Below are 22,203 nucleotides of genomic sequence, written 5' to 3'. Positions count from 1 at the left end.
GGGAGACAAACAGCAATGACACCGAAGACCGCACGCCTCGCCCCTGTCGCATTCGCCACATTGATGGCCCTCGCCGGCACGACCCAGGCGCAGGACGCCACCTACAAGGTCGCCTACATCGATCCGCTGTCTGGGCCCTTCGCCAACGTCGGCGAACTGATGCTGACGCACATCCAGTTCGCCGTGGAAGAGATCAACGCCAAGGGCGGCGTGCTCGGCGGCACCAAGCTGCAACTGCTGCAGTTCGACAGCAAGCTCTCGGCGCAGGAGAGCCAGAGCGCGCTGCAGGCCGCGATCGACCAGGGCGCCAAGGCCATCATCACGGGCGGCTCGGGGTCGTCTGTGGTCGCCGCGCTCGTGCAGTCGGCGAACCGCTGGAACCAGCGCAACCCGGGCAAGGAACTGATCGTGCTGAACCACTCGTCGGTCGATCCCGAGATGACCGGCAAGAACTGCAGCTTCTGGCACTTCCAGACCGAGGCCAACACCGCGATGAAGATGAAGGCGCTGGCCAACTACATCAAGAAGACGCCCGACGTCCAGAAGATCTACCTGCTGAACCAGGACTACGCCCACGGCAAGCAGTGGGCCAGCTACGGCCGCCAGATGGTGGGCCTGGCGCGGCCCGACGTGAAGTTCGTCGGCGAGACCCTGCACCCGATCGGCCGTGTGAAGGACTTCTCGCCCTACATCGCGAACATTCGCCAGAGCGGCGCCGATTCGGTGATCACCGGCAACTGGGGCCAGGACATGACCCTGCTGCTGAAGGCCGCGGGCGACGCAGGCTACAACCTGCGCTACTTCAACCACAGCGCGGGCTCGGTGCCCGGCACGGTGCTCGCAGTGTCGCAGGCCAAGACAGGGCAGCTCACCTGGGTCGCGGAATGGCACCCGGGCCAGGCCGACACGCCGCGCGCCGAAGCGCTCGCCAAGGCCTACAAGGCCAAGACCGGCAAGGACTTTCTCGCGCCGCGCATCGACCTCACGCCGCGCATGCTGGCCGCCGCCATCAACAAGGCCCGCAGCACCGACAGCGTGAAGGTGGCGAGCGCGCTCGAGGACATGACTTTCGATTCGGTGGTGGGCCCGGTGCGCATGCGCGCCGAAGACCATCAGCTGCTGCTGCCGCAGGTGGTCAACACCATCGCACCGGTCGACGGCAAGGCCGTGAAGGTGGGCTGGGAAGGCACCGACTACGGCTTCCGCACCGACGCGGTCTACACCGGCAACGAACTGGCGCAGGGCACCGACTGCAAGATGGTGCGCCCCGGACGCTGAAAACCCGCGCAAGGCATGGTCTTGGCGCAGGCTTCGTACACTGCGCGCATGACCTCTCCCGTTTCGCCCGCGCCATCCGACCCGTACCTCTGGCTCGAGGACATCGACGGCCACGAGCCGCTCGAATGGGCCCGCCAGCACAACGCGGCCACCGTGCAGCGCTATGCGGCATCGCCGGAATTCGAGCGCATGGCCGAGGGCATCCTCGAGGTGCTCGATGCCGACGACCGCATTCCGATGGTGCGCAAGATCGGGCCCTTCTTCTACAACTTCTGGCGCGACCGCAAGCACCCCAAGGGGCTTTGGCGCCGCACCACGCTGGACGAATACCGCAAGCCGCAGCCCGCGTGGGAGACCGTGCTCGATCTCGATGCGCTCGCGGCGACCGAGAACGAGAACTGGGTCTGGCACGGCGCCGACACCCTGCAGCCCGGCTACCGGCGCTGCCTGCTGTCGCTCTCGCGCGGCGGCGCCGATGCCGACGTGGTGCGCGAGTTCGATCTCGAAGACAAGCAGTTCGTGGCCGGCGGCTTCGAACTGCCCGAGGCCAAGAGCAGCGTCGCGTGGAAGGACATCGACCATCTCTACGTGGCCACCGATTTCGGCCCGGGCTCGATGACCACCTCGAGCTATCCCCGCATCGTGAAGGAATGGCGCCGCGGCACGCCGCTGGCCAGCGCCCAGACCGTCTACGAGGCCGGCACTGACGACATGACGGCCAGTGCCTGGCGCGACACCACGCCCGGCTTCGAGCGCGACTTCGTCTCGCGCCAGATGGATTTCTACGACAGCGAGACCTGGCTTCGCACGCGCGACGGCCGGCTCGTGAAGATCGACGTGCCCGACGACGCGAACACCGATATCACGCGCGAGTGGATGCTCGTGGAGCCGCGCAGCCCCTGGACCGTGGGCAGCACCACCCATGCACCCGGCTCGCTGCTGGCCGCGCGCTTCGACGACTGGATGGCGGGCCGGCGCGAGCTCACGGTGCTGTTCGAGCCCGGCGAGACCACCGCACTCGACGACTATTCGTGGACCCGCCACCACCTGATCCTCAACGTGATGCACGACGTGGTGAACAAGCTCGAGGTGCTCACGCCGCAACCGGGCCAAACGCCGTGGCGGCGCGAGCCGCTGGGCGGTGCGCCGGCGCTGTCGACCATCGCGGCCGGCGGCATCGACGAAGACGAGAACGACGACTACTTCCTCACGGTGAGCGGCTTCCTGCAACCAACCACGCTCTACATCGGCACCGTCGGCGGCGGCGAGCCCGCGCCGCTGAAGCACAGCCCCGCCTTCTTCGACGCGGAGCGCTTCTGCGTGAGCCAGCATTTCGCCACCTCGAAGGACGGCACCCGCGTGCCCTACTTCGAGATCGCGCCGAAGAACCTGCAGGCCAACGGCCGCAACCCGACGCTGCAGTACGCCTACGGCGGCTTCGAGATCTCGCTGCAGCCGAGCTACAGCGGCAGCATCGGACGTGCATGGCTCGAACGCGGCGGCGTCTACGTGGTCGCGAACATCCGCGGCGGCGGCGAGTACGGCCCGCGCTGGCACCAGGCCGCGCTGCAGCAGAACCGGCTTCGCACCTGCGAGGATTTCGCGGCCGTGTCCGAGCACCTGATCGCACGCAACATCACCTCGCCGGCGCACCTCGGCGCCATGGGCGGCAGCAACGGCGGGCTCTTGATGGGCAACATGCTCACGCTGTACCCGCAGTTCTACGGCGCCATCGTGAGCGAAGTGGCGCTGCTCGACATGCGGCGCTACACGCAGCTGTCGGCCGGCGCTTCGTGGATCGCCGAGTACGGCGACCCCGACGACCCCGCCGAATGGGCCTGGCTCCAGGCCCTCTCGCCCTACGAGAACGCGAAGCCCGGCGCGAAGTACCCGCCCGCGCTCTTCACCACCTCGACGCGCGACGATCGCGTGGGCCCGGTCCATGCGCGAAAGATGCACGCGAAGCTCGCGGCCATGGGCCACCAGACCGCGTTCTACGAGAACATGGAAGGCGGCCACAGCGCGGCGGCCGACAACAAGGCCGCGGCCTTCATGGATGCGCTGGGCTACGCCTTTCTCTGGCAGCACATCGGGCGATCGGCATGACGAGCAGCAACAGCAGCGGCGCCACCGTACTCGAACTGATCGGCGCACCGACCGACGTGGGCGCCAGCGTGCGCGGTGCCGGCATGGGTCCCGATGCGCTGCGCGTGGCGGGCCTGCCCGAGGCGCTTTCCGCGCAGGGCTTCGAGCTGATCGATCGCGGCAACCTCGCGGGCCCGGCCACGCCGTGGACGCTGCCGGCCAACGGTCTGCGGCACCTCGACGAGGTGATCGCCTGGAACCGCTCGGTGTACGCCGCCATCGACACCGCACTCGGTGCCGGCCACGTGCCGCTCATGCTGGGCGGCGACCACTGCCTCGCGATCGGCTCGATCAGCGCCGTCGCGTGGCATGCGCGCAAGCGCGGACGCAAACTGCGCGTGCTGTGGCTCGACGCGCACTCCGACGTCAACACCGAGACCACCAGCCCGAGCGGCAACCTGCATGGCATGCCGGTGTCGTGCCTGCTGGGGCACGGCCCGGCTGCGCTCACCGGCTGGAGCGGCGAGCGCGCGGCGGTCGAGCACGACGCGATCCGCTTCATCGGCATCCGCAGCGTCGATGCCGACGAGAAGGAAGCAATCCGCACGCTCGGCCTGCATGTGTTCGACATGCGCCACATCGACGAGCACGGCATGCGCACCACCATGACCGAGGCGCTGCAGGACGTGGACGAGGACACCCACCTGCATGTGAGCTTCGACCTCGACTGCCTCGACCCCGGCATCGCGCCCGGCGTGGGCACGGGCGTGCGCGGCGGCCCGACCTACCGCGAGATGCAGCTGTGCATGGAAATGATCGCCGACACCGGCCGCCTCGGCTCTGCCGACATCGTCGAACTCAATCCCGCGCTCGATGTGCGCAACCAGACCGCCGAGGTCGCGGTCGAGCTGCTGCAGAGCCTGTTCGGCAAGTCGACGCTGGTGCGCTGAGGCCGGTGCGCGTCAGGGCCGCTGCTCAACCTGCGAAGTGACTGCCCGGTTGGCGTATTGCTGGTAGGCCGGCAGCGCGATCGCGGCCAGGATGCCGAGGACGACGAGGATCGGCAGCAGCCATGCGCCGATGAGCACGCTGGTGGTGTTGGGCGGCGGCGGCGCGCCGAAGCGGTTGCTGCCCTGGGTGCCCGACTTGAAGACCCAGATGAGTGCCACCAGCGGGATCAGCGCCAGCAGCAGCATCCAGCCGGACCAGTCCATGTCGTGCGAGCGCTGGATGCCGATCAGCACGTAGAACACGAAATAGGGAATGGAAATCACCAGGGTCATGAGCCCGATGGCGCCTTCGGACTCGCCGGCGCCCGCGAACCCGATGACCGCGCCGAACGCGAAGGCCGCCGCAATGAACAGAAGGTACGAATAGAAGGTGTACGCGAGAAAACGCGCGCGCCCGATGCGGCCCTTGGCGGACCACAGCTTGACGGGCTGCACGCCAGGGTCGCCGTCGTAGACGTCGGCCACCGCGGCGCGCGGGGCGGCATACGGATTGACTGCTGGTTCGGACATGGTTCTTCTCCTCTTGGTTGATGAAAACGTTGTGCCTGGGCACGCTACAGAAGGCCCGCCCGCTTGACCGCGTGGTAGCGGTTGACCAATGCGACCGCCAGCCCGGCCGGCTCGACATCGACCGACAGCGGATCGTTGCCGACCACGCGCGCAAAGGCGTCGCGGCGCGATTGCTCGAACAGGTGGGCCGCGGCCACTTCGACCGCATCCTGCGGCCGCGCGATCGGCTGGCCCGCGATGCGCCCGAGCACCCGCTCGCGCAGGCTCGCGACCAGCACCAGGTGCTGGCGGCGCAACAGCCGGACCGCGGGGCGCAGCTCGGCGGCATCTTCGTCGCGGAAGTTGGTCAGCACGATGACCAGCGCGCGCCGCCGCTGCACGGCGAGCAGCTGCTGCGCCGCGAGCAGGTAGTCCGAATGCGTGGCGCCGGGCTGAATATCGTGCAGCCGGTTCATCAGCGCATTGAGCGTGGCCGTGCCCTTGCGCGGCGCGAAGTCGCGCCGCTCGGCGGGCGCGCAGCCGAAAGTCATGGCGCCGACCTCGTCGCCCTCCTTCAGCGCCACGTAGCTCAGCAGCATCAGCGCATTCAGCGCCTCGTCGAAATGGCTGCCGGCCTGCGCCGCGGTGCCGGTCTCGTCGGCCCGCATGCGGCGGCCGCAGTCGAGCAGGAAGAACACGCACTGGTCGCGGTCGTCCTGGAATTCGCGCACGATCGGCCGGCGATGGCGCAGCGTGGCCTTCCAGTCGATGTGGCGCAGCGAATCGCCGGTGCGGTAGTCGGCGAGCTGGCGGAAGTCGGTGCCGAGACCGCGCTGCGCATAGGTCTTGATGCCGATCTGCGCCAGGCGCCGGTCGCCCGAAAGCCAGGCGTAGCGCGCGAGCGCCGCGAAGTTGGGATACACCCGCACGCGCCGCGGCTCGCCGAGCGCCTGCCGCATTTCGAACGCGCCGGCGCGCGTGCGCCAGCGAAGCTGCGTGGCACCGAACTGCGCCACGCCGCGCAGCGTGGCGGTGGCCGTGTAGCGCAGCGTCACGCGCGCGGCCGGCGGCACGGTCACCGTCTGCGGCAGCCCTTCGAACGCGAAATGCACGTCCACCTCGTCGAACACCGACACCTGCCAGCCATGCGTACCGTCATTGACGAGCGTCAGGGTCAACACCGTGGGCACGCCGATCGAGAAGGCGCCCGGCAGCGTGCGCTCGACGCGCAATGGCGCCGCGCGCCACAGGCGCCAGCTGCGCCAGAGATCGATGCCCACGCCCAGCGCGCCGGCCCCCAGCAGCAAACCGGCCGCCGTGGCGACCCCGTCGATCGGCATGCCGAGCAGCAGGGCCAGCGCCGCGGCCACGGCCGCGCCGCCGAGCACCCAGACGAGGGCGCGCGCGGGGATCGGGACGGCACGCGTCATGGTGTCCGGTGGTTCACAGCCTCGGGGCTTCTACGCTATCGCGCGCCGCGCGGAGCAGCGCATCGACGCTGGTGCCCTCAAGCTGCGCATCGGGCGAGATCGTCACGCGGTGCCTGAGCGCCGGCAGCGCCTGGCGCGCCAAGTCGTCGGGCGTGATGAAGTCGCGCCCGGCCATCAGCGCGGCGGCGCGCGCGGCACGCACCAGCGCCATGGTGCCGCGCGGCCCGGCGCCCGACGACAGGCCGGGCCAGTCGCGCGTGGCGCGCGCGATGCGCACCGCATAGTCGATCACGCGCTCGTCGGCCTGCACCAGGCACGCGAGCCGCTGCAGCTCGAGCACCTGCGCCTCGTCGAGGCAGGGTGTCACCGCATCGAGCGGAAACTGGTTGCCCGCGCGCTGCAGTGTGGTGAGCTGCACGATCGCGTTCTCTTCGCCGTGGCTCGGATAGCCGATGTCGATCTTCAGCAGGAAGCGGTCGAGCTGCGCCTCGGGCAGCGGATAGGTGCCTTCGGTGTCGATCGGGTTCTGCGTGGCCAACACCATGAAGGGCCGCGGCAGCGGCATGGCCCGGCCTTCGAGCGTGACCTGGTATTCCTGCATCACCTCGAGCAGCGCGCTCTGCGTCTTGGCCGGCGCGCGGTTGATCTCGTCGGCCAGCAGCAGATGGGTGAACACCGGCCCCTGGTGCACGCGCAGCCTCCCGATGCCGCCCTCGCCCGGCGCCGAGGGATCGAGCACCGAATGTCCCGTGATGTCCGAGGGCATCAGGTCGGGCGTGAACTGCACGCGCGCATAGCGCAGCGACATGGCCTGCGCGAGCGCACGCGCGAGCAGGGTCTTGCCGAGCCCGGGCACGCCTTCGATCAGCACGTGGCCCGAAGCCACGAGCGCCACCAGCACCTGGTCGACGGCCTCGATCTGGCCGACCACGGCGCGGCCGACCTCGGTGCGCAGCGCCTGCAGCCACTGGGTCGCGCGCGTCAGTTCTTCGGGGGAAATGGCTTGCATGGTTGCTCTCGGTTCGGGATCAGGGAAGGAAGGACGAAGAAGAAGTCGAAGTCGAAGTCGAAGTCGACGTGCGGGCGCCGGCTGCGTGCGCGTCGAGGCGGCGGCGCGCTTGCTCCAGCACTTCGAGGTCGAGCGCCATCGCGTCGGGGCCGCGCTCGCGCACCGCCATCGCGTGGCCGAGGCGGGCGGCATCGATGCCCGTGGCCGCGGCGATCGCTTCCGCACGCGCGGTGGCATCGCGCTGCGCATGCTGGCGCAGGTGGCGCCGGGCGGATTCGTCGAGCGCGCGCAGTTGCGCCGCATGCAGCGCGCCGTTGCCGTGCATGTGCAGGAACGCAGCCGTGCCGCGCACCTGCTCCGCCATCGAACGCCGGTGCGTGCCGGCCGCGGGCGCGAGCGGACCGAAGCGCACCGCGCCGCGCCAGAGTGCCACCGCCAACGCGAGCAGGCCCGCGACGAGCGCCACCCATCCCTTCTGCCAGAGCCACTTCAGGAACGGCTCGCGCGCCTCCTCGGTGACGAACCAGACCTGGCTGCCGGCGCCGGCCTGGAGCGCGGCTACTGCAACCAGTGCGTTGTCGGCCCGCAGCAGATGGCTGTTGTGCAGCAAGCCCCAGGGCAACACGGTGACGGACCCGCGGCCGACGCGCACGCGGATCGCCTCGGTGCCGCGCGGCGCCTGCACGGCCCACAGCGGCGGGTCGGCCGGGTCGGCCGCCACGAACTGCGCGCCGGTCCAGGCGGCGCAGATCCGAAAGCTGCGGCCGCCTTGGAACGTCGCGGGCACGCTGTGGGGTTCGATCACCGCGTGGCAATCGGCGTCTTTCGCGCGCCGGGCGCGGTCGGCGCGCGCGGCCCTGGACTGCTTCGCCGGCGCCGCGGCCTTCTCCGTCTTCTTCTCGTCGTCCGCGCGCTCGGGCCGGGCCCAGTCTTCCTCGGCGAGCGGTATCCAGTCCTCGAGCATCTCGTCGCGCACCAGGTGAGCGGGCATCACGAGGTGTCCGCCCTGCTCGACCCAGTCGCGCAGCCGTTCGGCGCGCTCGGGAAAGAGGTCCCAGTGGCTCGAACCGAGCAGCAGCCGCGCGTTCGCAGGCGGCATCGCGTCGAGGCTGTTGCGCTGGACGACGGTGGCGCCGAGCGCGCGCAGCAGGCCCTGCACCGCGTAGAGCGAGTTGGTCTTGGCCTCGCCTGTCGCGGGCGTCGGCACTTCGGTGTCGGCCCACTCGGTGGCGGACACCAGCCAGCCACCGAACAGCGCCAGCACCAGCACGGCCGCGATGCGCGCCATCCAGGGGTTCATCGGTGCGGCACCTCGCCGGGCGCCGGTGCCGCGGCATCCGCCCCGGCACCCAGATGGCGGTCGAACTCGCCGCACACGGCCAGCACCTGCGCGGTCGCGGGCAAGCGCCCGCCGTAGGCCGCGAGCTGCCAGGCATCGACCAGCCGCACCAGGAAGGCCTGCGCCGCGGCAGGCAGCCGCGCGGCCGCGAGCGCCACGCACTCGCCCTCGGTGCTGGCGGCGCGCACCGGCACGCCATGCACATGCACGAGGCGCGACAGGGCGCCGCGGTACAGCAGCGACAGCGCCGGCCGGTGCTGCCCGCGCTGCCAGAGCGCGGCCACGGCGCCGCCGATGTCGTCGGGCAGGCTCCGGGGCCGGATGTCGAGGCTACCGACATGGCTCGGCAAGGTGTCGCCGGGCAGCCGTCCGCCGGCCGCGCGCACTTGCGTCCAGCGCCGCAGCCGCAACACCAGCCAGGCCAGCGCGAGCGCACCCAGGCCCCACACGAGCCAGCGCGCGCCTTCGGCGACGGCCTTCGCGAAATCGCGCAGCCAGTCGATGCTGCCGTCATCGGCCTTTTCGTCTTCCTTGTCGTCTTCCTCGCCGCGGTCCTTGAAGCGCAGCTTCTTCTCGGTCTTCGTGCCGGGCAGGTTGGGGTCGGCGCGCAGCCGCTCGACGGCGGCGCCGACCTGCTCGCGCGTGGCGGCCGGTGCGGGTGCGGCGGCCACGGCGGGCAGAGGCATGGCGCATGCGCACAGCACGGCCAGCACGCCGGCACCGAGCCGCGGCCGGAGGTCAGCGAAAGCCATGCCGGAACTCCTGCTCGATGTCCCAGGCCTCGAGTTCCACGCGCCGGTTCAGGTACATCGCGAAACCGGCCGCGACGTAGAAAGGCTCGAGCACGCCGACCACCACCGCGTACGCGGCCGCGACCAGCAGGCTCTCGCCCGTACCGGCAGAATTCACGAGCCAGTCCATGACGTCCCTCGCATCGCCTTCGGGCGCGAACCACAGCAGCAGAGACAGAAGGCAGAAACAGAGCGCCATCTCCACATGGGCGAACACCAGCTGCATGCAGCCGGCTGTACCGCGCCGCGCATGCAGCAATTGGGCACGGCGCTTGCGGCGCGCGCTGCCGCGCTGCCCTTCGAGCTGGTCGACCGCCTGCGTGAACGAACGCCAGGGCGAGAAGCGCCGCCACAGGAGCGTGCGAAACCACTGGCCGCCCCAGACCTGCCCGCGCCGCGCCCAGAGGTCGGTCCAGCGCGTCTCCTGCCCGAACACCGCGCGCGAGAGCACGAACAGCAGGCTGCGGTCGAGCCAGGGCTTGAGCCAGAAGATGACGAGACTCGGCAGCCAGCCCGCGATCTCGACCGTGCAGAGCGCGAGCACCACCACCACCGCATACACCGGCAAGAAGGTGCCCCAGACCGAGCGCGCGTGGCGGCGCACGAGCGCGGCGCCGAGGTCCGACGCCTCGGCCATCGACCGGGGGCGCAGCATGATCGCGAGGCCGTCAACCTGCATCGCGGCTCCTTGGGGCGGCTTCCCTGCGCGGCCGGCCCTGCCAGCCGAAGTAGGCCAGCACGAGCGCCCAGCAGGCGGCGCCGACGCCGTACTTCACGGCCGGCGCGACCCACCGCGCCGAGGACCAGAAGGCCTCCACCGTCGCGGCGAGCAGCAGCAGTCCGAGCACGCCGTAGACCACGACCACCGCATCGCGCGCGGCCAGCCGCAGCGCTTCGAGCCGCGTGTGGCGCCCGGGGGCGAGCCACGAGTGGCCGAGCCGCAGGCCCGCCGCGCCGGCCAGCACGATCGCCGTGAGCTCGAAGGCCGAATGGGTGACGACGAAGGAAAGGAAGTTCCCGGCATGCCCGGCGCCGATCAGGTAGCCGCCGACCGCGCCGATCTGCGTGCCGTTGAACACCAGCACGAAGGCGCTGCCCACGCCCGCGAAGATGCCGGCCGCGAAGCAGCGAAAGCCGATGCCGATGTTGTTCATGACGTAGTAGCCGAACATCTGCCAGTCGTCGCCGGCGCCGCGCGTGCGCCCGAGCGCTTCGGCCTGCGTGCCGTACATCGCGTCGAACTCCTCGACGTCGCGCGCATCGAGCAGGTGCAGGATGAAGCCCGGGTCGCGCCAGGCCGCCCAGCCCGCCACCAGCAGCGGCACGAGGAACATCAGCATGGCCGCGAGCAGGTAGGCGTGGTGCGCGCGCACCGCCTGCGGAAGGTCGACCAGCGCGAGCCGGCCGAGCCGCGCGAGCCCGTAGTCGTGCCGGCGGTAGATGAGCCGGTGCGCGTCCTGCGTGAGGTTTTCGAGCCGCTCGGTCAGGTGAATCGGATAGGCCCGGGCCTGCGCCAGCGCGAGGTGCTCGCACACGCGGCGGTAGAGCGCGGCCAGGCGCGCGCCGTCGAACCGGCGCTTCTTGTCGGCCGTGGCGATGACGGCCTCGAGCTCGGCCCAGAGCGGCGCGTACGCGGCTTCGAAGTCGAGCGGCGTCATCGCCCGCCTCCGCGGCGTCCCATTACCCACTGCGCGACGCCGAGCAGCCGCTCGGACGCGCTGGCGCCGGCCGCGCCGGGCGCCAGCACGGGTTCGGCCACGCGCGCGAGCTCGTCCAGGCGCTCGGGCGTCAGCCGCGTGGCGCGCCCGGCCCAGGAGACCACCGCCAGCTGCTCGCGCGCCGACAGCGGCCGTGCCGGTGCCTGCGCTTCGGCAGCGGGCACTTCGCCATGCAGGCGCACCGGATCGCCGAACACCACCAGCGTGCCGGCAGCGAGGTCGCCGAGCCGCTTGCTGTCGGCGCGCCAGAGCATCGAGACGATGCCGGCGCCATAGAAAGACGGCACGAAGTCGGCCGCGCGCAGCAGGTTGCGCGTGAGCGCGGCGGCAGGCGTGACGGGCAGGCCGGAGTCCATCACCACGCGCAGGCCCATCACGCGCTTGCCGGGCGTCGCCGCCGCGCGCGTGAGCTCGAACACCACGGGGTAGAACCATTCGAGGCAGAAGTAGCTCACGAGCAGGATGCCGGCGCCCATCTTGCCGAGCAGGCCGACGGCCATGGCGATCGCCGCGAAGATGCCGAGCCGGATCGCGAAATCGATCAGGTAGGCGAGCCCGCGCGCCACCAGTCCGGCGGGCCGCAGCGACAGCGCGATGCCCTCGGGTGTTTCGGCGGTGTAGAGCGTGTCGAGTCGCACAGGCGGCACCCGACCTTCTCAGGCCTGGAGTACGACGGTATCGGCGATCTGGTCGTGCAGGCAGCGGCGCGATGCACGGAAGATGAAGAGGCAATCGACGATGACGAAGATCTGCCCGACCATCGGGATCACGGCCGTGAGGAACTGCAGGCTCTCGCGCAGGCCGAGGATGCGGCCCAGCGACGGCTTGCTGCCGTCGGGGCGTGCGATGCGGATCCGCAAAATCGCCTTGCCGATGGTCTGGCCGCGGGCCGCGAGCAGGTAGCCGTGCAGCGCGACGTAGGTCAGAAAGCCCACGAGGGCGCCGAAAAGCTGGGGTTCCCAGAGGCTGCTGCCGTCGTCGTCCCACACGTTGATCGGCGTGAGCACCGACAGCAGCCAGATCACGCCGACGGCGATGCCGCCGTCGAGCATGGCTGCGAGAAATCGCTTGCCGCGCGATGCAAGCTCACCCGGCTGCGCGTCGCCGGGCAGCACCACGTCCTCGACGTGCGACTGCGGCGGCGCGTAGCGCGCGTCCTCCGTCTGCCCTTCCATGGACCCCTCCAGAAAGCGGTTGAATACTTGCTTGTTTTCTTGTCTCAACGATTCTAGTGGGGCGATTTGACAGGCCGGAGCCGCGTCAGCCGCGGTTCGGGGATGGCGGCACGGGGAAGGTGGTGGCCGGGGCCGCCGGCGCCTCCGCGGGCCTGTCGCCGGACGGCAAATCGGGCGGCACGTCGGGGCCGCCGCCCTGCAGGAAGCGGTCGACCAGCGTGAAGAAGCGGTCGTAGAAGCGCTCGTCCGTCAGGGTTTCGCTCGCCACCTTGACCATCGCGTCGTCGCTGCCGCCGAACGGCAGCGAGAGCGAGCCGATGGCACCCACGCCGACGCTCGCCGAGTTGTTGACCTTCTTGATGCCGTAGCGGTCCTGCAGCGCGGTCGCGAACGCCACAGTGCTCTGCTGCCGCCCCGCGCGGCCGCCTTCGCGCGCGCAGACCACGCGGAACTCGACCTCGACGTGCACCTCGGGCGCCGGCTGGAAGCTCTTGCGCCCGGTCACGAGGTCGGCATTGGCCGCCAGCACCATGTAGCCCTGACTCAGGAGCGCGCGGCGCGCAGCCTCGCAGGTTTGCGCGTCGGTCGCGGGGTAGGTGCGCGTGTGGGTGGTGGTGGAGTCGAACTCCTCGGTCGCGTACGACGTGCGGCGCGACGCGCTGCTGCCGCAGCCCGCGACGAGCAGCGCGGCCAGCAGCCCCAGAACGAGCACCGGGCGGCGGAAGGCGCAGAAGGAAGCAACAGCGGAAGAACGGATGAGGGTGGTCGGCATGGGCCGCGAATCCTAACCGGGCCAGGCCACCAGCCTATCGAGAGGGCGTACCAGGAACACCGCGGAACCGGCTTTGCCGGGCCGCTGGTGTTGCCCCCTGAGGGGGAGGCGGCTACACGAAGTGAGCCGCTACGGGGGTGGGTCAAGGATAGAGTCCGCGTTCCTGGCGAGCCGTCAGGATGCGTTCGCAGGCCACCGCATAGGTTGCAGTGCGCAGCGTGATCTTGTGCTTGTCGGCCGTGTCCCAGATGTGGTTGAGCGCATTCATCATGATGCGGTCGAGGCGCACGTTGATCTCGTCCTCGTCCCAGAAGAAGGACGAGAAGTCCTGCACCCACTCGAAGTAACTCACGGTCACACCGCCGGCATTGCAGATCACGTCGGGCACCACGAGCACGCCGCGCTCGGCGAGGATGTCGTCGGCCATCGGGACCGTCGGGCCGTTGGCGCCTTCGAGCACGAGCTTGGCGGTGGTGGTCTTCGCGCGCTCGGCCGTGATCTGGCCCTCGAGCGCGGCCGGAATGAGGATGTCGCAGGCCACGCCCCAGAAGTCTTCGTTCGGCACGATGTCGCCGCCGGCCTGGAAGCCGACCACGCCGTCGGTGCGCGAGATCGGCACCAGTCGGGTCAGGTCGAGGCCGTTGGGGTTGACGATGGTGCCGGTGTGGTCTTGCACCGCCACGATCTTGGCGCCGGCTTCCGCGAAGAGTTCGGCCGCGACCGAGCCCACGTTGCCGAAGCCCTGCACCGCGATGCGCGCGCCGCGCAGGTCGAGGCCGAGGCGGCGCGCGGCTTCGCGGCCGGTGACGAACACGCCGCGGCCCGTGGCCTTGACGCGGCCGAGGGAGCCGCCCAGGTGCAGCGGCTTGCCGGTGACCACGCCGGTGGCGGTGCCGCCGACGTTCATGGAGTAGGTGTCCATCATCCACGCCATGATCTGCGCGTTGGTGTTCACGTCGGGCGCGGGGATGTCGGTGTGCGGGCCGATGATGATGCCGATCTCGCTGGTGTAGCGGCGCGTGATCTTCTCGAGTTCCTGCTGCGAGAGCTTCTTCGGGTCGACGCGGATGCCGCCCTTGGCACCGCCATAAGGCAGGTTGACTGCCGCGGTCTTGATGGTCATCCAGGCCGACAGGGCCATCACTTCCTCGAGCGTGACGTCGGGGTGGAAGCGGACGCCGCCCTTGCCCGGGCCGCGGCTCATGTTGTGCTGCACGCGGTAGCCCTCGAAGTGGGCGATGGTGCCGTCGTCCATCTCGATCGGCACGTCGACGATCAGTGCGCGCTTGGGGCGCTTGAGCGTCTCGACCCAGCGGGCCAGCGGGCCCAGGTACGGCACCACGCGGTCGACCTGCGAGAGGTACGTGCCCCAGGGGCTGTTGGCGGTCGGGCTGACGAAGGAGAGCTTTTCACTCATGAAGACACCTTGGTTGGAACGGATCCCGCCACGATAGACCTCCCGCGACCGCCGCGCCACGCCTTATGCGCGCGGCGAAAGCGGTTATGCAAGAGCGGTTTGGGCCGCCTCAGCTGGCGCCACTGAGCAGCGCGGCATTGCCCCCCGCGGCCGTGGTGTTGACGGTGACGGTCTGCTCGGCACAGAAACGGTACAGGTAGTGCGGCCCGCCGGCCTTGGGGCCGGTGCCGCTCAGGCCCTCGCCGCCGAAGGGCTGCACGCCCACGACCGCGCCGATGATGTTGCGGTTGACATAGACGTTGCCCACGTGCGCGCGCGCCGCCAGCGCCTGCGCGCGCGAGTCGATGCGGGTCTGGATGCCGAGCGTGAGGCCGTAGCCGAGCGCGTTGATTTGCTCGATCACCGCCGCGGGGTCCGCCAGCGCGCCGCTTCCCCAGCGCGCGATCTGCAGCACCGGGCCGAAGATCTCGCTGGTCACGCCGTCGATCGCCGGCACCTCGTAGGCATGCGGCACGATCAGGTTGCCGCACTCCCCCTCCGCCGCCTTCGCCGAGGACGCCGCGGGGTACAGGCGCCTGGCTTGCGCATCGAGGCGCGCCAGATGGCGGCGGATGTTGTCCGCGGCCTCGCCATCGATGACCGGGCCGACATCGGTCGACAGCAGCGCCGGATCGCCGGCCGCAAGTTCGCGCGCCGCGCCGCAGACCATCTCGATCACTGCATCCGCGATGCCTTCGTGCAGCACCAGAAGCCGCAGCGCCGAGCAGCGCTGGCCGGCCGAGCGGAACGCGCTCTGCACCACCGCGTCGGCCACCTGCTCGGGCAGCGCGCTCGAGTCGACCAGCATCGCATTGATGCCGCCGGTCTCCGCGATCAGCGGCACGATCGGGCCGTCCTTGGCGGCCAGCGCGCGGTGGATGGTGCGCGCCACCTGCGTCGAGCCGGTGAAGACCACGCCGGCCACCCCGGGCGCCGCCACCAGCGCAGCGCCCACCGTCTCGCCGGGCCCGTGCAGCAGCTGCAGCGCATCGGCCGGCACGCCCGCCGCATGCAGCAGCGCCACGGCTTCGCGCGCCACGGCGGGCGTCTGCTCGGCCGGCTTCGCGAGCACGGTGTTGCCGGTGGCGAGCGCGGCCGCGACCTGCCCCGTGAAGATCGCGAGCGGGAAATTCCACGGGCTGATGCACACCCATGGCCCGCGCGCGATGAGCCGCAGTTCGTTGCGCTCGCCCGTGGGCCCGGGCAGCACCACGGGTTGCATGATGCGTTCGGCCTCGTCGGCGTAATAGCGCAGGAAGTCGACCGCCTCGCGCACCTCGGAGACCGCGTCGCCCCAGGTCTTGAAGGCTTCCTTGACCAGCAGTGCGCAGAACCGCGGCAGCGCCTGCTGCAGCGCATCGGCCGCCTGCCGCAGCATCGCGGCACGCGCGGCCACGGGGGTCTGGCGCCAGTCGCGAAAGCACGCCGCGCTGGCGGCCACGGCCTGGGGCACGCGCGCGGGATCGTATTCGGCCACGCCGGGAACGCGGCATGTCGCCAGCGCTGCGCTCAGCGGCGCGCGCATCGAGGCCACCGCAAGATCGACGCCGTCGCTGTTGCGCCGGGCCGGCGGCGCACCGAAGAGCGCGGGCGGCAGCGGCAGCAGCGGGTTGTCGTGCGCGATGTGCAGCGGCGACATCAGCAGTTCGCCGACCGGCACCGCGTCGTCGCCGAGCTGGTTCACGAACGAGGAGTTGGCGCCGTTCTCGAGCAGGCGTCGCACCAGGTAGGCCAGCAGGTCGCGGTGCTGGCCCACCGGCGCGTACACGCGCACGGCGACGCCCGGGTGCTGCTTCATCACTTCGCGGTAGACGCCCTCGCCCATGCCGTGCAGGCGCTGCAGCTCGAAGGGCGCGCCCGCCGCTTCGGCCATCTGCAGGATCGCGGCGATGGTGCCCGCGTTGTGGGTCGCGAACTGCGGGTAGACCGCGTCGGGTGCCGCGAGCAGCGCGCGCGCGCAGGCCAGGTAGCTGATGTCGCTGTGGTGCTTGTGCGTGAAGACCGGGTAGTGCGGCAGGCCGAGCTCCTGCGCGCGCTTGATCTCGGCGTCCCAGTAGGCGCCTTTCACGAGCCGGCACATCAGGCGCAGCCCATGCCGGCGCGCCACCGCCGCGACATGCGCGACGAGTTCGAGCGCGCGCGTCTGGTACGCCTGCAGCGCCAGGCCGAAACCCTGCCACTGCAGGTGTGCGGACGCCACGCGCGCGGCGAGGGCCTCGAAGACGTCCAGTGAGAGTTCGAGCCGATCGACCTCTTCGGCATCGATCGTCAGGTTGAGGTTGGCCGCGGCCGCGAGTTCGCAGAGACGCCACACGCGCGGCACCAGCTCGTCGAGCACGCGCTCGCGCTGCGCCTCTTCGTAGCGCGGATGCAGCGCGCTGAGCTTGATCGAGATGCCGTCGTTGCGCTCGGGCGTGGCCGCGGCGTCGGTGCCGGCAGCAATCGCCGCGATGGCGCGGGCGTAGCTTTCGAGGTAGCGCAGCGCATCGGCGTCGGTGCGCGCGCCCTCGCCGAGCATGTCGTAGCTGAAGCGCAGGGCATCTTGCTTGCGGTGCGCGGCGCGTGCCTCGCCGAGCGCTTCGGCAATGGTCTGGCCGAGCACGAACTGCCGCCCGAGCAGCTGCACCGCACGCAGGGTGGCCGCCACCACGGTGCGCGACCCGAGCTTGGCCATGAGACCCGGTGGATGGTTGCCCTCGGGCAGGAACTTCTTCGACATGGCGATGGCCGCCGACGAAAGGCGCGAGAGCGTGGAGTCGGCCGCGCCCTCGAAATCGGCGCGGCCGAGCTGGTCGGCCGTGAGCGCGATCGCCGTGGCGGCATCGGGCACGCGCAGCAACGCCTCGGCCAGCCGCATCAGCGCCAGGCCCTCGGCGCTCGAGATCGGGTATTCGCGCAGCAGGCTTTCCATGGCCCAGAACGGCGGCGGATGGCGCCGCACCGCTTCGACCCAGGGCGTGGCCAAGGCCGCGGCGGCATGCCAGTCGAGCGCGTGTTCGAGGGCCGCGAGCCGGTCGGCGACGACCTCGGACTCGGGGCGGTAAGGGATGGGCAAGTGCATGGCGATTCCTTGAAGGTATCCCCTATAGTCTTTCGACATACGCCGAATCTTCTGCCAAAAAATAAGGTTTCAACCGGATAATTCTCGGATGCCAGACCTCGACCGCATCGATCTCCGCCTGCTGAAGATTCTTCAGCAGGATGGCCGCATCACCAACCTCAAGCTGGCCGAAGCGGTGGCGCTCTCGCCCACCGCGGTACTTGCGCGGGTGCAGCGGCTCACACGCGAGGGCTTCATCCAGGGCTACGAGGCCCGGCTCGACCCGCACAAGCTGGGCCGCGGCTTCACCGTGTTCGTCGAAGTGCTGCTCGACCGCACCACGCCCAACGTGTTCGACCAGTTCAAGGCCGCGGTGCAGGTGCGCGACGAGATCATGGAATGCCACATGGTCGCGGGCGGCTTCGACTACCTGCTCAAGACGCGCATGGCCGACATGGCCGCCTACCGCGAGTTCGCAGGCACCGTGCTGTGGCAGCTGCCCGGCGTGCGCGAGACCCGGACCTACGCGGTGATGGAAGAAGTGAAGAGCAGCGCGCGGTTGCCGCTGGCGGCGTAGTGGCGCTAGCGGCTCAGGCCGCCTTGCGCGCGCGGCCGCCGAAGATCGCAGTGCCGATGCGCACCATCGTGCTGCCTGCGCTCACCGCCGCCTCGAGGTCGGCGCTCATGCCGAGCGAGAGCGTGTCGAGCCCGATGCCCGCTGCGCGAAGGGCGTCGTAAACGGCACGGGCGCGCAGGCACAGTTCGCGCTGCGCGGCGACATCGCTTGCCGGTTCGGGAATGGCCATGAGCCCGCGCAGCCTCAGTTGTGGCAAGGCCGCCACAGCGTGCGCGAGCGGCAAGGCCTCGTCCGGCGCCACGCCCGACTTGTTGGCGCCACCGTCCACGTTCACCTGCAGGCAGACGTTCAGCGGCGGCAAATGCGCCGGACGCTGCGCAGAAAGCCGCTCGGCGATCTTCAGCCGGTCGATGCTGTGGACCCAGTCGAACTGCGCAGCCACGGGCCGCGTCTTGTTGCTCTGCAGGGGGCCGATGCAGTGCCATTCGAGCTCGGCGCGCAGGTCGGCCAGCGCCTCGATCTTGTCGAGCCCCTCCTGAACGTAGTTCTCGCCGAAGGCGCGCTGCCCGGCCGCGAAGGCCTCGCGCACGGCCTCGGGGCCGAAGGTCTTCGACACCGCCAGCAACCGGACCTCGGCCGCATCGCGCCCCTCGGCCGCGCATGCCCTTTCGATCCGGTTCCTTACTTGCTGGAGGTCGTCGCCAATCATCGTCATAATCGCCCAGGAAAAATCGTATCAAAACGTCACCGAACCCGACCGAGGACCCCGTGGACATCACCCAACTGCTGGCATTCAGCGTCAAGAACAAGGCCTCCGACCTGCACCTGTCCGCGGGTCTGCCGCCGATGATCCGCGTGCACGGCGACGTACGGCGCATCAACGTCGACGCGCTCGACCACAAGGCGGTGCACGCCATGGTGTACGACATCATGAGCGACACGCACCGCAAGCACTACGAAGAGTTCCTGGAGGTCGACTTCTCGTTCGAGATCGACGGCCTCGCGCGCTTCCGCGTGAACGCGTTCAACCAGGCGCGCGGCGCGGCGGCGGTGTTCCGGACCATTCCCTCGAAGATCCTGACGCTCGAGCAGCTCAATGCACCGAAGATTTTCGCGGATCTGGCGCTCAAGCCGCGCGGCCTGGTGCTGGTGACGGGGCCCACGGGTTCGGGCAAGTCGACCACGCTGGCCGCCATGGTCAACTACCTGAACGAAAACGAGTACGGCCACATCCTCACGGTGGAAGACCCGATCGAGTTCGTGCACGAATCCAAGAAGTGCCTGATCAACCAGCGCGAGGTCGGGCCGATGACGCTGTCGTTCGCCAACGCGCTGCGCTCGGCGCTGCGCGAGGACCCCGACGCGATCCTGGTGGGCGAGCTGCGCGACCTCGAGACCATCCGCCTCGCGATGACCGCGGCCGAGACCGGCCACCTGGTGTTCGGCACCCTGCACACCTCGTCGGCCGCCAAGACCATCGACCGGATCATCGACGTGTTCCCCGGCGAAGAGAAGGAAATGATCCGCGCGATGCTGTCGGAATCGCTGCAGGCCGTGATCTCGCAGACGCTGTGCAAGACCAAGGACGGCCAGGGCCGCGTGGCGGCGCACGAGATCATGCTCGGCACGCCGGCCATCCGCAACCTGATCCGCGAGGCCAAGGTGGCGCAGATGTATTCGGCGATCCAGACCGGCCAGGGCGCGGGCATGCAGACGCTGGACCAGAACCTGACCGACCTCGTGCGCCGCAATGCCATTTCGGCGGCCGAAGCGCGCAGCAAAGCGAAAATCCCCGAGAATTTCCCAGGTTAAGAGGCGCCCTCATCATGGAACGCGATCAAGCCAGCCAGTTCATCAACGACCTGCTCAAGCTCATGGTGAGCCGCAACGGCAGCGACCTGTTCATCACGGCCGACTTCCCGCCTGCGATCAAGGTCGACGGCAAGGTCACCAAGGTGTCGCAGCAGGCGCTGGGCGCGCAGCACACGCTGGCGCTCACGCGATCCATCATGAACGACCGCCAGACGGCGGAGTTCGAGCGCACCAAGGAATGCAACTTCGCGATCTCGCCGACCGGCATCGGCCGCTTCCGCGTGAACGCGTTCGTGCAGCAGGGCAAGGTCGGCATGGTGCTGCGGACCATCCCGGCCAAGCTGCCGACCATCGACGGCCTCGGCATGCCGCAGGTGCTCAAGGAAGTGTCGATGACCAAGCGCGGCCTCACCATCCTGGTGGGTGCCACGGGCTCGGGCAAGTCGACCACGCTGGCCGCCATGATCGACTGGCGCAACGAAAATTCGTACGGCCACATCGTGACGGTGGAAGACCCGGTCGAATTCGTGCATCCGCACAAGAACTGCGTGGTGACGCAGCGCGAGGTGGGCATCGACACCGACAGCTGGGAGGCCGCACTCAAGAACACGCTGCGCCAGGCACCCGACGTGATCCTGATGGGCGAGATCCGCGACCGCGAGACCATGGAGCATGCGGTGGCCTTCGCCGAAACCGGCCACCTCTGCATGGCCACGCTGCACGCCAACAGCGCCAACCAGGCGCTGGACCGGATCATCAACTTCTTCCCCGAGGAGCGCCGCGCGCAGCTCTTGATGGACCTGTCGCTGAACCTTCGGTCGCTGGTCTCACAGCGCCTCGTGCCCACCGAAGATGGCCAGGGCCGCGTGGCGGCCGTCGAGGTGCTGCTGAACACGCCGCTGATCTCCGACCTGATCTTCAAGGGCGAAGTGGGCGAGATCAAGGAGATCATGAAGAAGAGCCGCAACCTCGGCATGCAGACCTTCGACCAGGCGCTGTTCGACCTGTTCGAGAGCCACTCGATCAGCTTCGAGGACGCGATTCGCAACGCCGACTCGGCCAACGACCTGCGCCTGCAGATCAAGCTCAACAGCCAGCGCGCGCGCAGCACCGACCTGTCGGCCGGCACGGAGCACTTCGCGATTGTCTAGACGCCGCGCCCACGTGACGCAGCCGCTGCATTGGGCTTAAGCTCTCGCCCATGAGCAGCATCAACACCCGAACCTACGAATCCACCCCCGCGCAGACCGTGGCCTTTCTCGGCCTCGGCGTCATGGGCGGGCCAATGGCCGGCCACCTCGCGAAGGCCGGCCACACCGTCACGGTGTACAACCGCACGCCCGCCAAGGCCGAGGCCTGGGTGGCCGAATTCGGCGCGCCGGGCCGCCATGCCACCACGCCGCGCGAGGCGGTGGCTGGTGCCGACATCGTGTTCAGCTGCGTCGGCAACGACGACGACCTGCGCGCCGTGGTGCTTGGCCCGAACGGCGCTTTCGCAGGCATGAAGCAGGGCGCCGTGTTCGTCGATCACACCACCGCCTCGGCCGACGTGGCGCGCGAGCTCTCGAACGCCGCCCTGTCGCTAGGCGTGCAGTTCGTCGACGCGCCGGTCTCCGGCGGCCAGGCCGGCGCGCAGAACGGCGCGCTCACGGTGATGTGCGGCGGCGACAAGGCCGCTTTCGAACGCGCAAAGCCGGTGATCACCGCGTTCGCGCGCGCCGTGACGCACCTGGGCGCGAGCGGTGCCGGGCAGCTCGCGAAGATGGTCAACCAGATCGCCATCGCGGGCCTGGTGCAGGGCCTCTCCGAAGCCATCGCCTTCGGCCAGCGTGCGGGCCTGGACATGAAGCTGGTGCTCGACGTCATCGGCAAGGGCGCCGCCCAGAGCTGGCAGATGGACAACCGCGGCCAGACCATGATCGACGGCAAGTTCGACTACGGCTTTGCGGTCGACTGGATGCGCAAGGACCTCGGCCTGGTGCTCGACGAGGCCAAGCGCAACGGCGCGCGCCTGCCTGTGACCGCGCTGGTCGACCAGTTCTATGCCGACGTGCAGCAGGCCGGCGGCAAGCGCTGGGACACCTCGAGCCTGATCACCCGGCTGAAGTAAGAAAAGGCCGGATCCAATAAGAAAAGCCCGCACAACAGTCTGTGTAAATAGTCGGCGTTGAGTCCGCGAGAAGTGCCCTCCAGGCGTTGTCTGGAGGGCATTTTTCATTGGA

At 69.7% G+C, this 22,203-nt stretch carries 20 protein-coding genes; 7 read left to right on the top strand and 13 right to left on the bottom strand.

Annotation, left to right across the window (positions count from 1 at the left end):
* Window positions 1–15: 15 nt before the first annotated feature.
* The 3 genes from AC3A6R_RS21935 to rocF are packed head-to-tail and all read left to right on the top strand — an operon-like array spanning window position 16 to window position 4,313.
* The gene (locus AC3A6R_RS21935; protein ID WP_487862533.1) at window positions 16–1,278 is read left to right on the top strand and encodes a branched-chain amino acid ABC transporter substrate-binding protein; all 1,263 of its coding nucleotides are present in this window, start codon (window positions 16–18) and stop codon (window positions 1,276–1,278) included.
* 48 nt (window positions 1,279–1,326) lie between these two features.
* Complete coding sequence (locus AC3A6R_RS21930; protein WP_487862532.1) at window positions 1,327–3,384, top strand: prolyl oligopeptidase family serine peptidase; 2,058 nt, start codon at window positions 1,327–1,329, stop codon at window positions 3,382–3,384.
* Window positions 3,381–4,313, top strand: a complete 933-nt coding sequence (rocF, locus tag AC3A6R_RS21925) for an arginase (protein WP_487862531.1) — start codon at window positions 3,381–3,383, stop codon at window positions 4,311–4,313. Before AC3A6R_RS21930 ends, rocF begins: the two co-directional genes overlap by 4 nt.
* A 12-nt stretch (window positions 4,314–4,325) precedes the next feature.
* Here the strand turns inward: rocF and AC3A6R_RS21920 are convergent, their stop codons facing one another.
* The 12 genes from AC3A6R_RS21920 to AC3A6R_RS21865 all read right to left on the bottom strand — a co-directional run bounded on the left by AC3A6R_RS21920 (window position 4,326) and on the right by AC3A6R_RS21865 (window position 17,613).
* A complete protein-coding gene (locus AC3A6R_RS21920) occupies window positions 4,326–4,883 on the bottom strand; it encodes a DUF805 domain-containing protein (protein WP_487862530.1) in 558 nt (185 codons plus the stop codon).
* Between the two features lie 44 nt (window positions 4,884–4,927).
* Entirely contained in the window at window positions 4,928–6,292 is a 1,365-nt protein-coding gene (locus AC3A6R_RS21915; protein WP_487862529.1) for a DUF58 domain-containing protein, read from the bottom strand.
* A 13-nt stretch (window positions 6,293–6,305) separates the two neighbouring features.
* Window positions 6,306–7,301: an AAA family ATPase gene (locus tag AC3A6R_RS21910; protein WP_487862528.1), complete on the bottom strand. Its 996-nt coding sequence runs from the start codon at window positions 7,299–7,301 to the stop codon at window positions 6,306–6,308.
* 19 nt (window positions 7,302–7,320) lie between these two features.
* Entirely contained in the window at window positions 7,321–8,601 is a 1,281-nt protein-coding gene (locus tag AC3A6R_RS21905) for a DUF4350 domain-containing protein (protein WP_487865570.1), read from the bottom strand.
* Window positions 8,598–9,392 (bottom strand): DUF4129 domain-containing protein, encoded by a 795-nt coding sequence (locus tag AC3A6R_RS21900; protein WP_487865569.1) that lies wholly within the window; start codon window positions 9,390–9,392, stop codon window positions 8,598–8,600. Before AC3A6R_RS21900 ends, AC3A6R_RS21905 begins: the two co-directional genes overlap by 4 nt.
* The gene (locus AC3A6R_RS21895) at window positions 9,379–10,110 is read right to left on the bottom strand and encodes a hypothetical protein (RefSeq protein WP_487865568.1); all 732 of its coding nucleotides are present in this window, start codon (window positions 10,108–10,110) and stop codon (window positions 9,379–9,381) included. The genes AC3A6R_RS21900 and AC3A6R_RS21895 overlap by 14 nt, the downstream gene beginning before the upstream one ends.
* The gene (locus AC3A6R_RS21890) at window positions 10,100–11,089 is read right to left on the bottom strand and encodes a stage II sporulation protein M (protein ID WP_487865567.1); all 990 of its coding nucleotides are present in this window, start codon (window positions 11,087–11,089) and stop codon (window positions 10,100–10,102) included. The genes AC3A6R_RS21895 and AC3A6R_RS21890 overlap by 11 nt, the downstream gene beginning before the upstream one ends.
* Window positions 11,086–11,796 carry an RDD family protein gene (locus AC3A6R_RS21885; protein WP_487862523.1) on the bottom strand — a complete coding sequence of 237 codons (711 nt, stop codon included), beginning with the start codon at window positions 11,794–11,796 and terminating at the stop codon, window positions 11,086–11,088. Before AC3A6R_RS21885 ends, AC3A6R_RS21890 begins: the two co-directional genes overlap by 4 nt.
* A gap of 9 nt (window positions 11,797–11,805) precedes the next feature.
* On the bottom strand, window positions 11,806–12,324 hold the full coding sequence (locus AC3A6R_RS21880; RefSeq protein WP_487862522.1) for an RDD family protein: 519 nt from the start codon (window positions 12,322–12,324) through the stop codon (window positions 11,806–11,808).
* Between the two features lie 85 nt (window positions 12,325–12,409).
* Window positions 12,410–13,096 carry a DUF2242 domain-containing protein gene (locus AC3A6R_RS21875; protein WP_487862521.1) on the bottom strand — a complete coding sequence of 229 codons (687 nt, stop codon included), beginning with the start codon at window positions 13,094–13,096 and terminating at the stop codon, window positions 12,410–12,412.
* 142 nt (window positions 13,097–13,238) lie between these two features.
* The gene (locus AC3A6R_RS21870; RefSeq protein ID WP_487865566.1) at window positions 13,239–14,513 is read right to left on the bottom strand and encodes a Glu/Leu/Phe/Val family dehydrogenase; all 1,275 of its coding nucleotides are present in this window, start codon (window positions 14,511–14,513) and stop codon (window positions 13,239–13,241) included.
* Between the two features lie 109 nt (window positions 14,514–14,622).
* Window positions 14,623–17,613 (bottom strand): L-glutamate gamma-semialdehyde dehydrogenase, encoded by a 2,991-nt coding sequence (locus tag AC3A6R_RS21865; protein ID WP_487865565.1) that lies wholly within the window; start codon window positions 17,611–17,613, stop codon window positions 14,623–14,625.
* A gap of 88 nt (window positions 17,614–17,701) precedes the next feature.
* Here AC3A6R_RS21865 and AC3A6R_RS21860 point away from each other — a divergent pair, with 88 nt between their 5' ends.
* Window positions 17,702–18,169: an Lrp/AsnC ligand binding domain-containing protein gene (locus tag AC3A6R_RS21860; RefSeq protein ID WP_487862518.1), complete on the top strand. Its 468-nt coding sequence runs from the start codon at window positions 17,702–17,704 to the stop codon at window positions 18,167–18,169.
* Window positions 18,170–18,182: 13 nt separating this feature from the next.
* On the opposite strand, the gene AC3A6R_RS21855 is transcribed toward AC3A6R_RS21860, so the two are convergent.
* Window positions 18,183–18,884, bottom strand: a complete 702-nt coding sequence (locus tag AC3A6R_RS21855) for a YggS family pyridoxal phosphate-dependent enzyme (RefSeq protein ID WP_487865564.1) — start codon at window positions 18,882–18,884, stop codon at window positions 18,183–18,185.
* Between the two features lie 53 nt (window positions 18,885–18,937).
* On the opposite strand from AC3A6R_RS21855, the gene AC3A6R_RS21850 reads away from it, so the two are divergent.
* The 3 genes from AC3A6R_RS21850 to AC3A6R_RS21840 are packed head-to-tail and all read left to right on the top strand — an operon-like array spanning window position 18,938 to window position 22,091.
* A complete protein-coding gene (locus AC3A6R_RS21850; protein WP_487862516.1) occupies window positions 18,938–19,981 on the top strand; it encodes a type IV pilus twitching motility protein PilT in 1,044 nt (347 codons plus the stop codon).
* Between the two features lie 14 nt (window positions 19,982–19,995).
* A complete protein-coding gene (locus AC3A6R_RS21845; RefSeq protein WP_487862515.1) occupies window positions 19,996–21,132 on the top strand; it encodes a PilT/PilU family type 4a pilus ATPase in 1,137 nt (378 codons plus the stop codon).
* 50 nt (window positions 21,133–21,182) lie between these two features.
* The gene (locus AC3A6R_RS21840) at window positions 21,183–22,091 is read left to right on the top strand and encodes an NAD(P)-dependent oxidoreductase (protein WP_487865563.1); all 909 of its coding nucleotides are present in this window, start codon (window positions 21,183–21,185) and stop codon (window positions 22,089–22,091) included.
* Window positions 22,092–22,203 lie beyond the last annotated feature (112 nt).

The organism is Variovorax sp. Soil_C_19 (genome assembly GCF_057657255.1).
This window is presented reverse-complemented; position numbering and strand designations above follow the sequence as displayed.

Coding starts and splice junctions, on each gene's coding strand:
- AC3A6R_RS21890 (WP_487865567.1), bottom strand. CDS start 11,089: ATGACGCCGCTCGACTTCGAAGCCGCGTACGCGCCGCTCTGGGCCGAG.
- AC3A6R_RS21930 (WP_487862532.1), top strand. CDS start 1,327: ATGACCTCTCCCGTTTCGCCCGCGCCATCCGACCCGTACCTCTGGCTC.
- AC3A6R_RS21920 (WP_487862530.1), bottom strand. CDS start 4,883: ATGTCCGAACCAGCAGTCAATCCGTATGCCGCCCCGCGCGCCGCGGTG.
- AC3A6R_RS21905 (WP_487865570.1), bottom strand. CDS start 8,601: ATGAACCCCTGGATGGCGCGCATCGCGGCCGTGCTGGTGCTGGCGCTG.
- AC3A6R_RS21875 (WP_487862521.1), bottom strand. CDS start 13,096: ATGCCGACCACCCTCATCCGTTCTTCCGCTGTTGCTTCCTTCTGCGCC.
- AC3A6R_RS21870 (WP_487865566.1), bottom strand. CDS start 14,513: ATGAGTGAAAAGCTCTCCTTCGTCAGCCCGACCGCCAACAGCCCCTGG.
- AC3A6R_RS21910 (WP_487862528.1), bottom strand. CDS start 7,301: ATGCAAGCCATTTCCCCCGAAGAACTGACGCGCGCGACCCAGTGGCTG.
- AC3A6R_RS21915 (WP_487862529.1), bottom strand. CDS start 6,292: ATGACGCGTGCCGTCCCGATCCCCGCGCGCGCCCTCGTCTGGGTGCTC.
- AC3A6R_RS21900 (WP_487865569.1), bottom strand. CDS start 9,392: ATGGCTTTCGCTGACCTCCGGCCGCGGCTCGGTGCCGGCGTGCTGGCC.
- AC3A6R_RS21860 (WP_487862518.1), top strand. CDS start 17,702: ATGCCAGACCTCGACCGCATCGATCTCCGCCTGCTGAAGATTCTTCAG.
- AC3A6R_RS21895 (WP_487865568.1), bottom strand. CDS start 10,110: ATGCAGGTTGACGGCCTCGCGATCATGCTGCGCCCCCGGTCGATGGCC.
- AC3A6R_RS21840 (WP_487865563.1), top strand. CDS start 21,183: ATGAGCAGCATCAACACCCGAACCTACGAATCCACCCCCGCGCAGACC.
- rocF (WP_487862531.1), top strand. CDS start 3,381: ATGACGAGCAGCAACAGCAGCGGCGCCACCGTACTCGAACTGATCGGC.
- AC3A6R_RS21880 (WP_487862522.1), bottom strand. CDS start 12,324: ATGGAAGGGCAGACGGAGGACGCGCGCTACGCGCCGCCGCAGTCGCAC.
- AC3A6R_RS21865 (WP_487865565.1), bottom strand. CDS start 17,613: ATGCACTTGCCCATCCCTTACCGCCCCGAGTCCGAGGTCGTCGCCGAC.
- AC3A6R_RS21935 (WP_487862533.1), top strand. CDS start 16: ATGACACCGAAGACCGCACGCCTCGCCCCTGTCGCATTCGCCACATTG.
- AC3A6R_RS21845 (WP_487862515.1), top strand. CDS start 19,996: ATGGAACGCGATCAAGCCAGCCAGTTCATCAACGACCTGCTCAAGCTC.
- AC3A6R_RS21855 (WP_487865564.1), bottom strand. CDS start 18,884: ATGACGATGATTGGCGACGACCTCCAGCAAGTAAGGAACCGGATCGAA.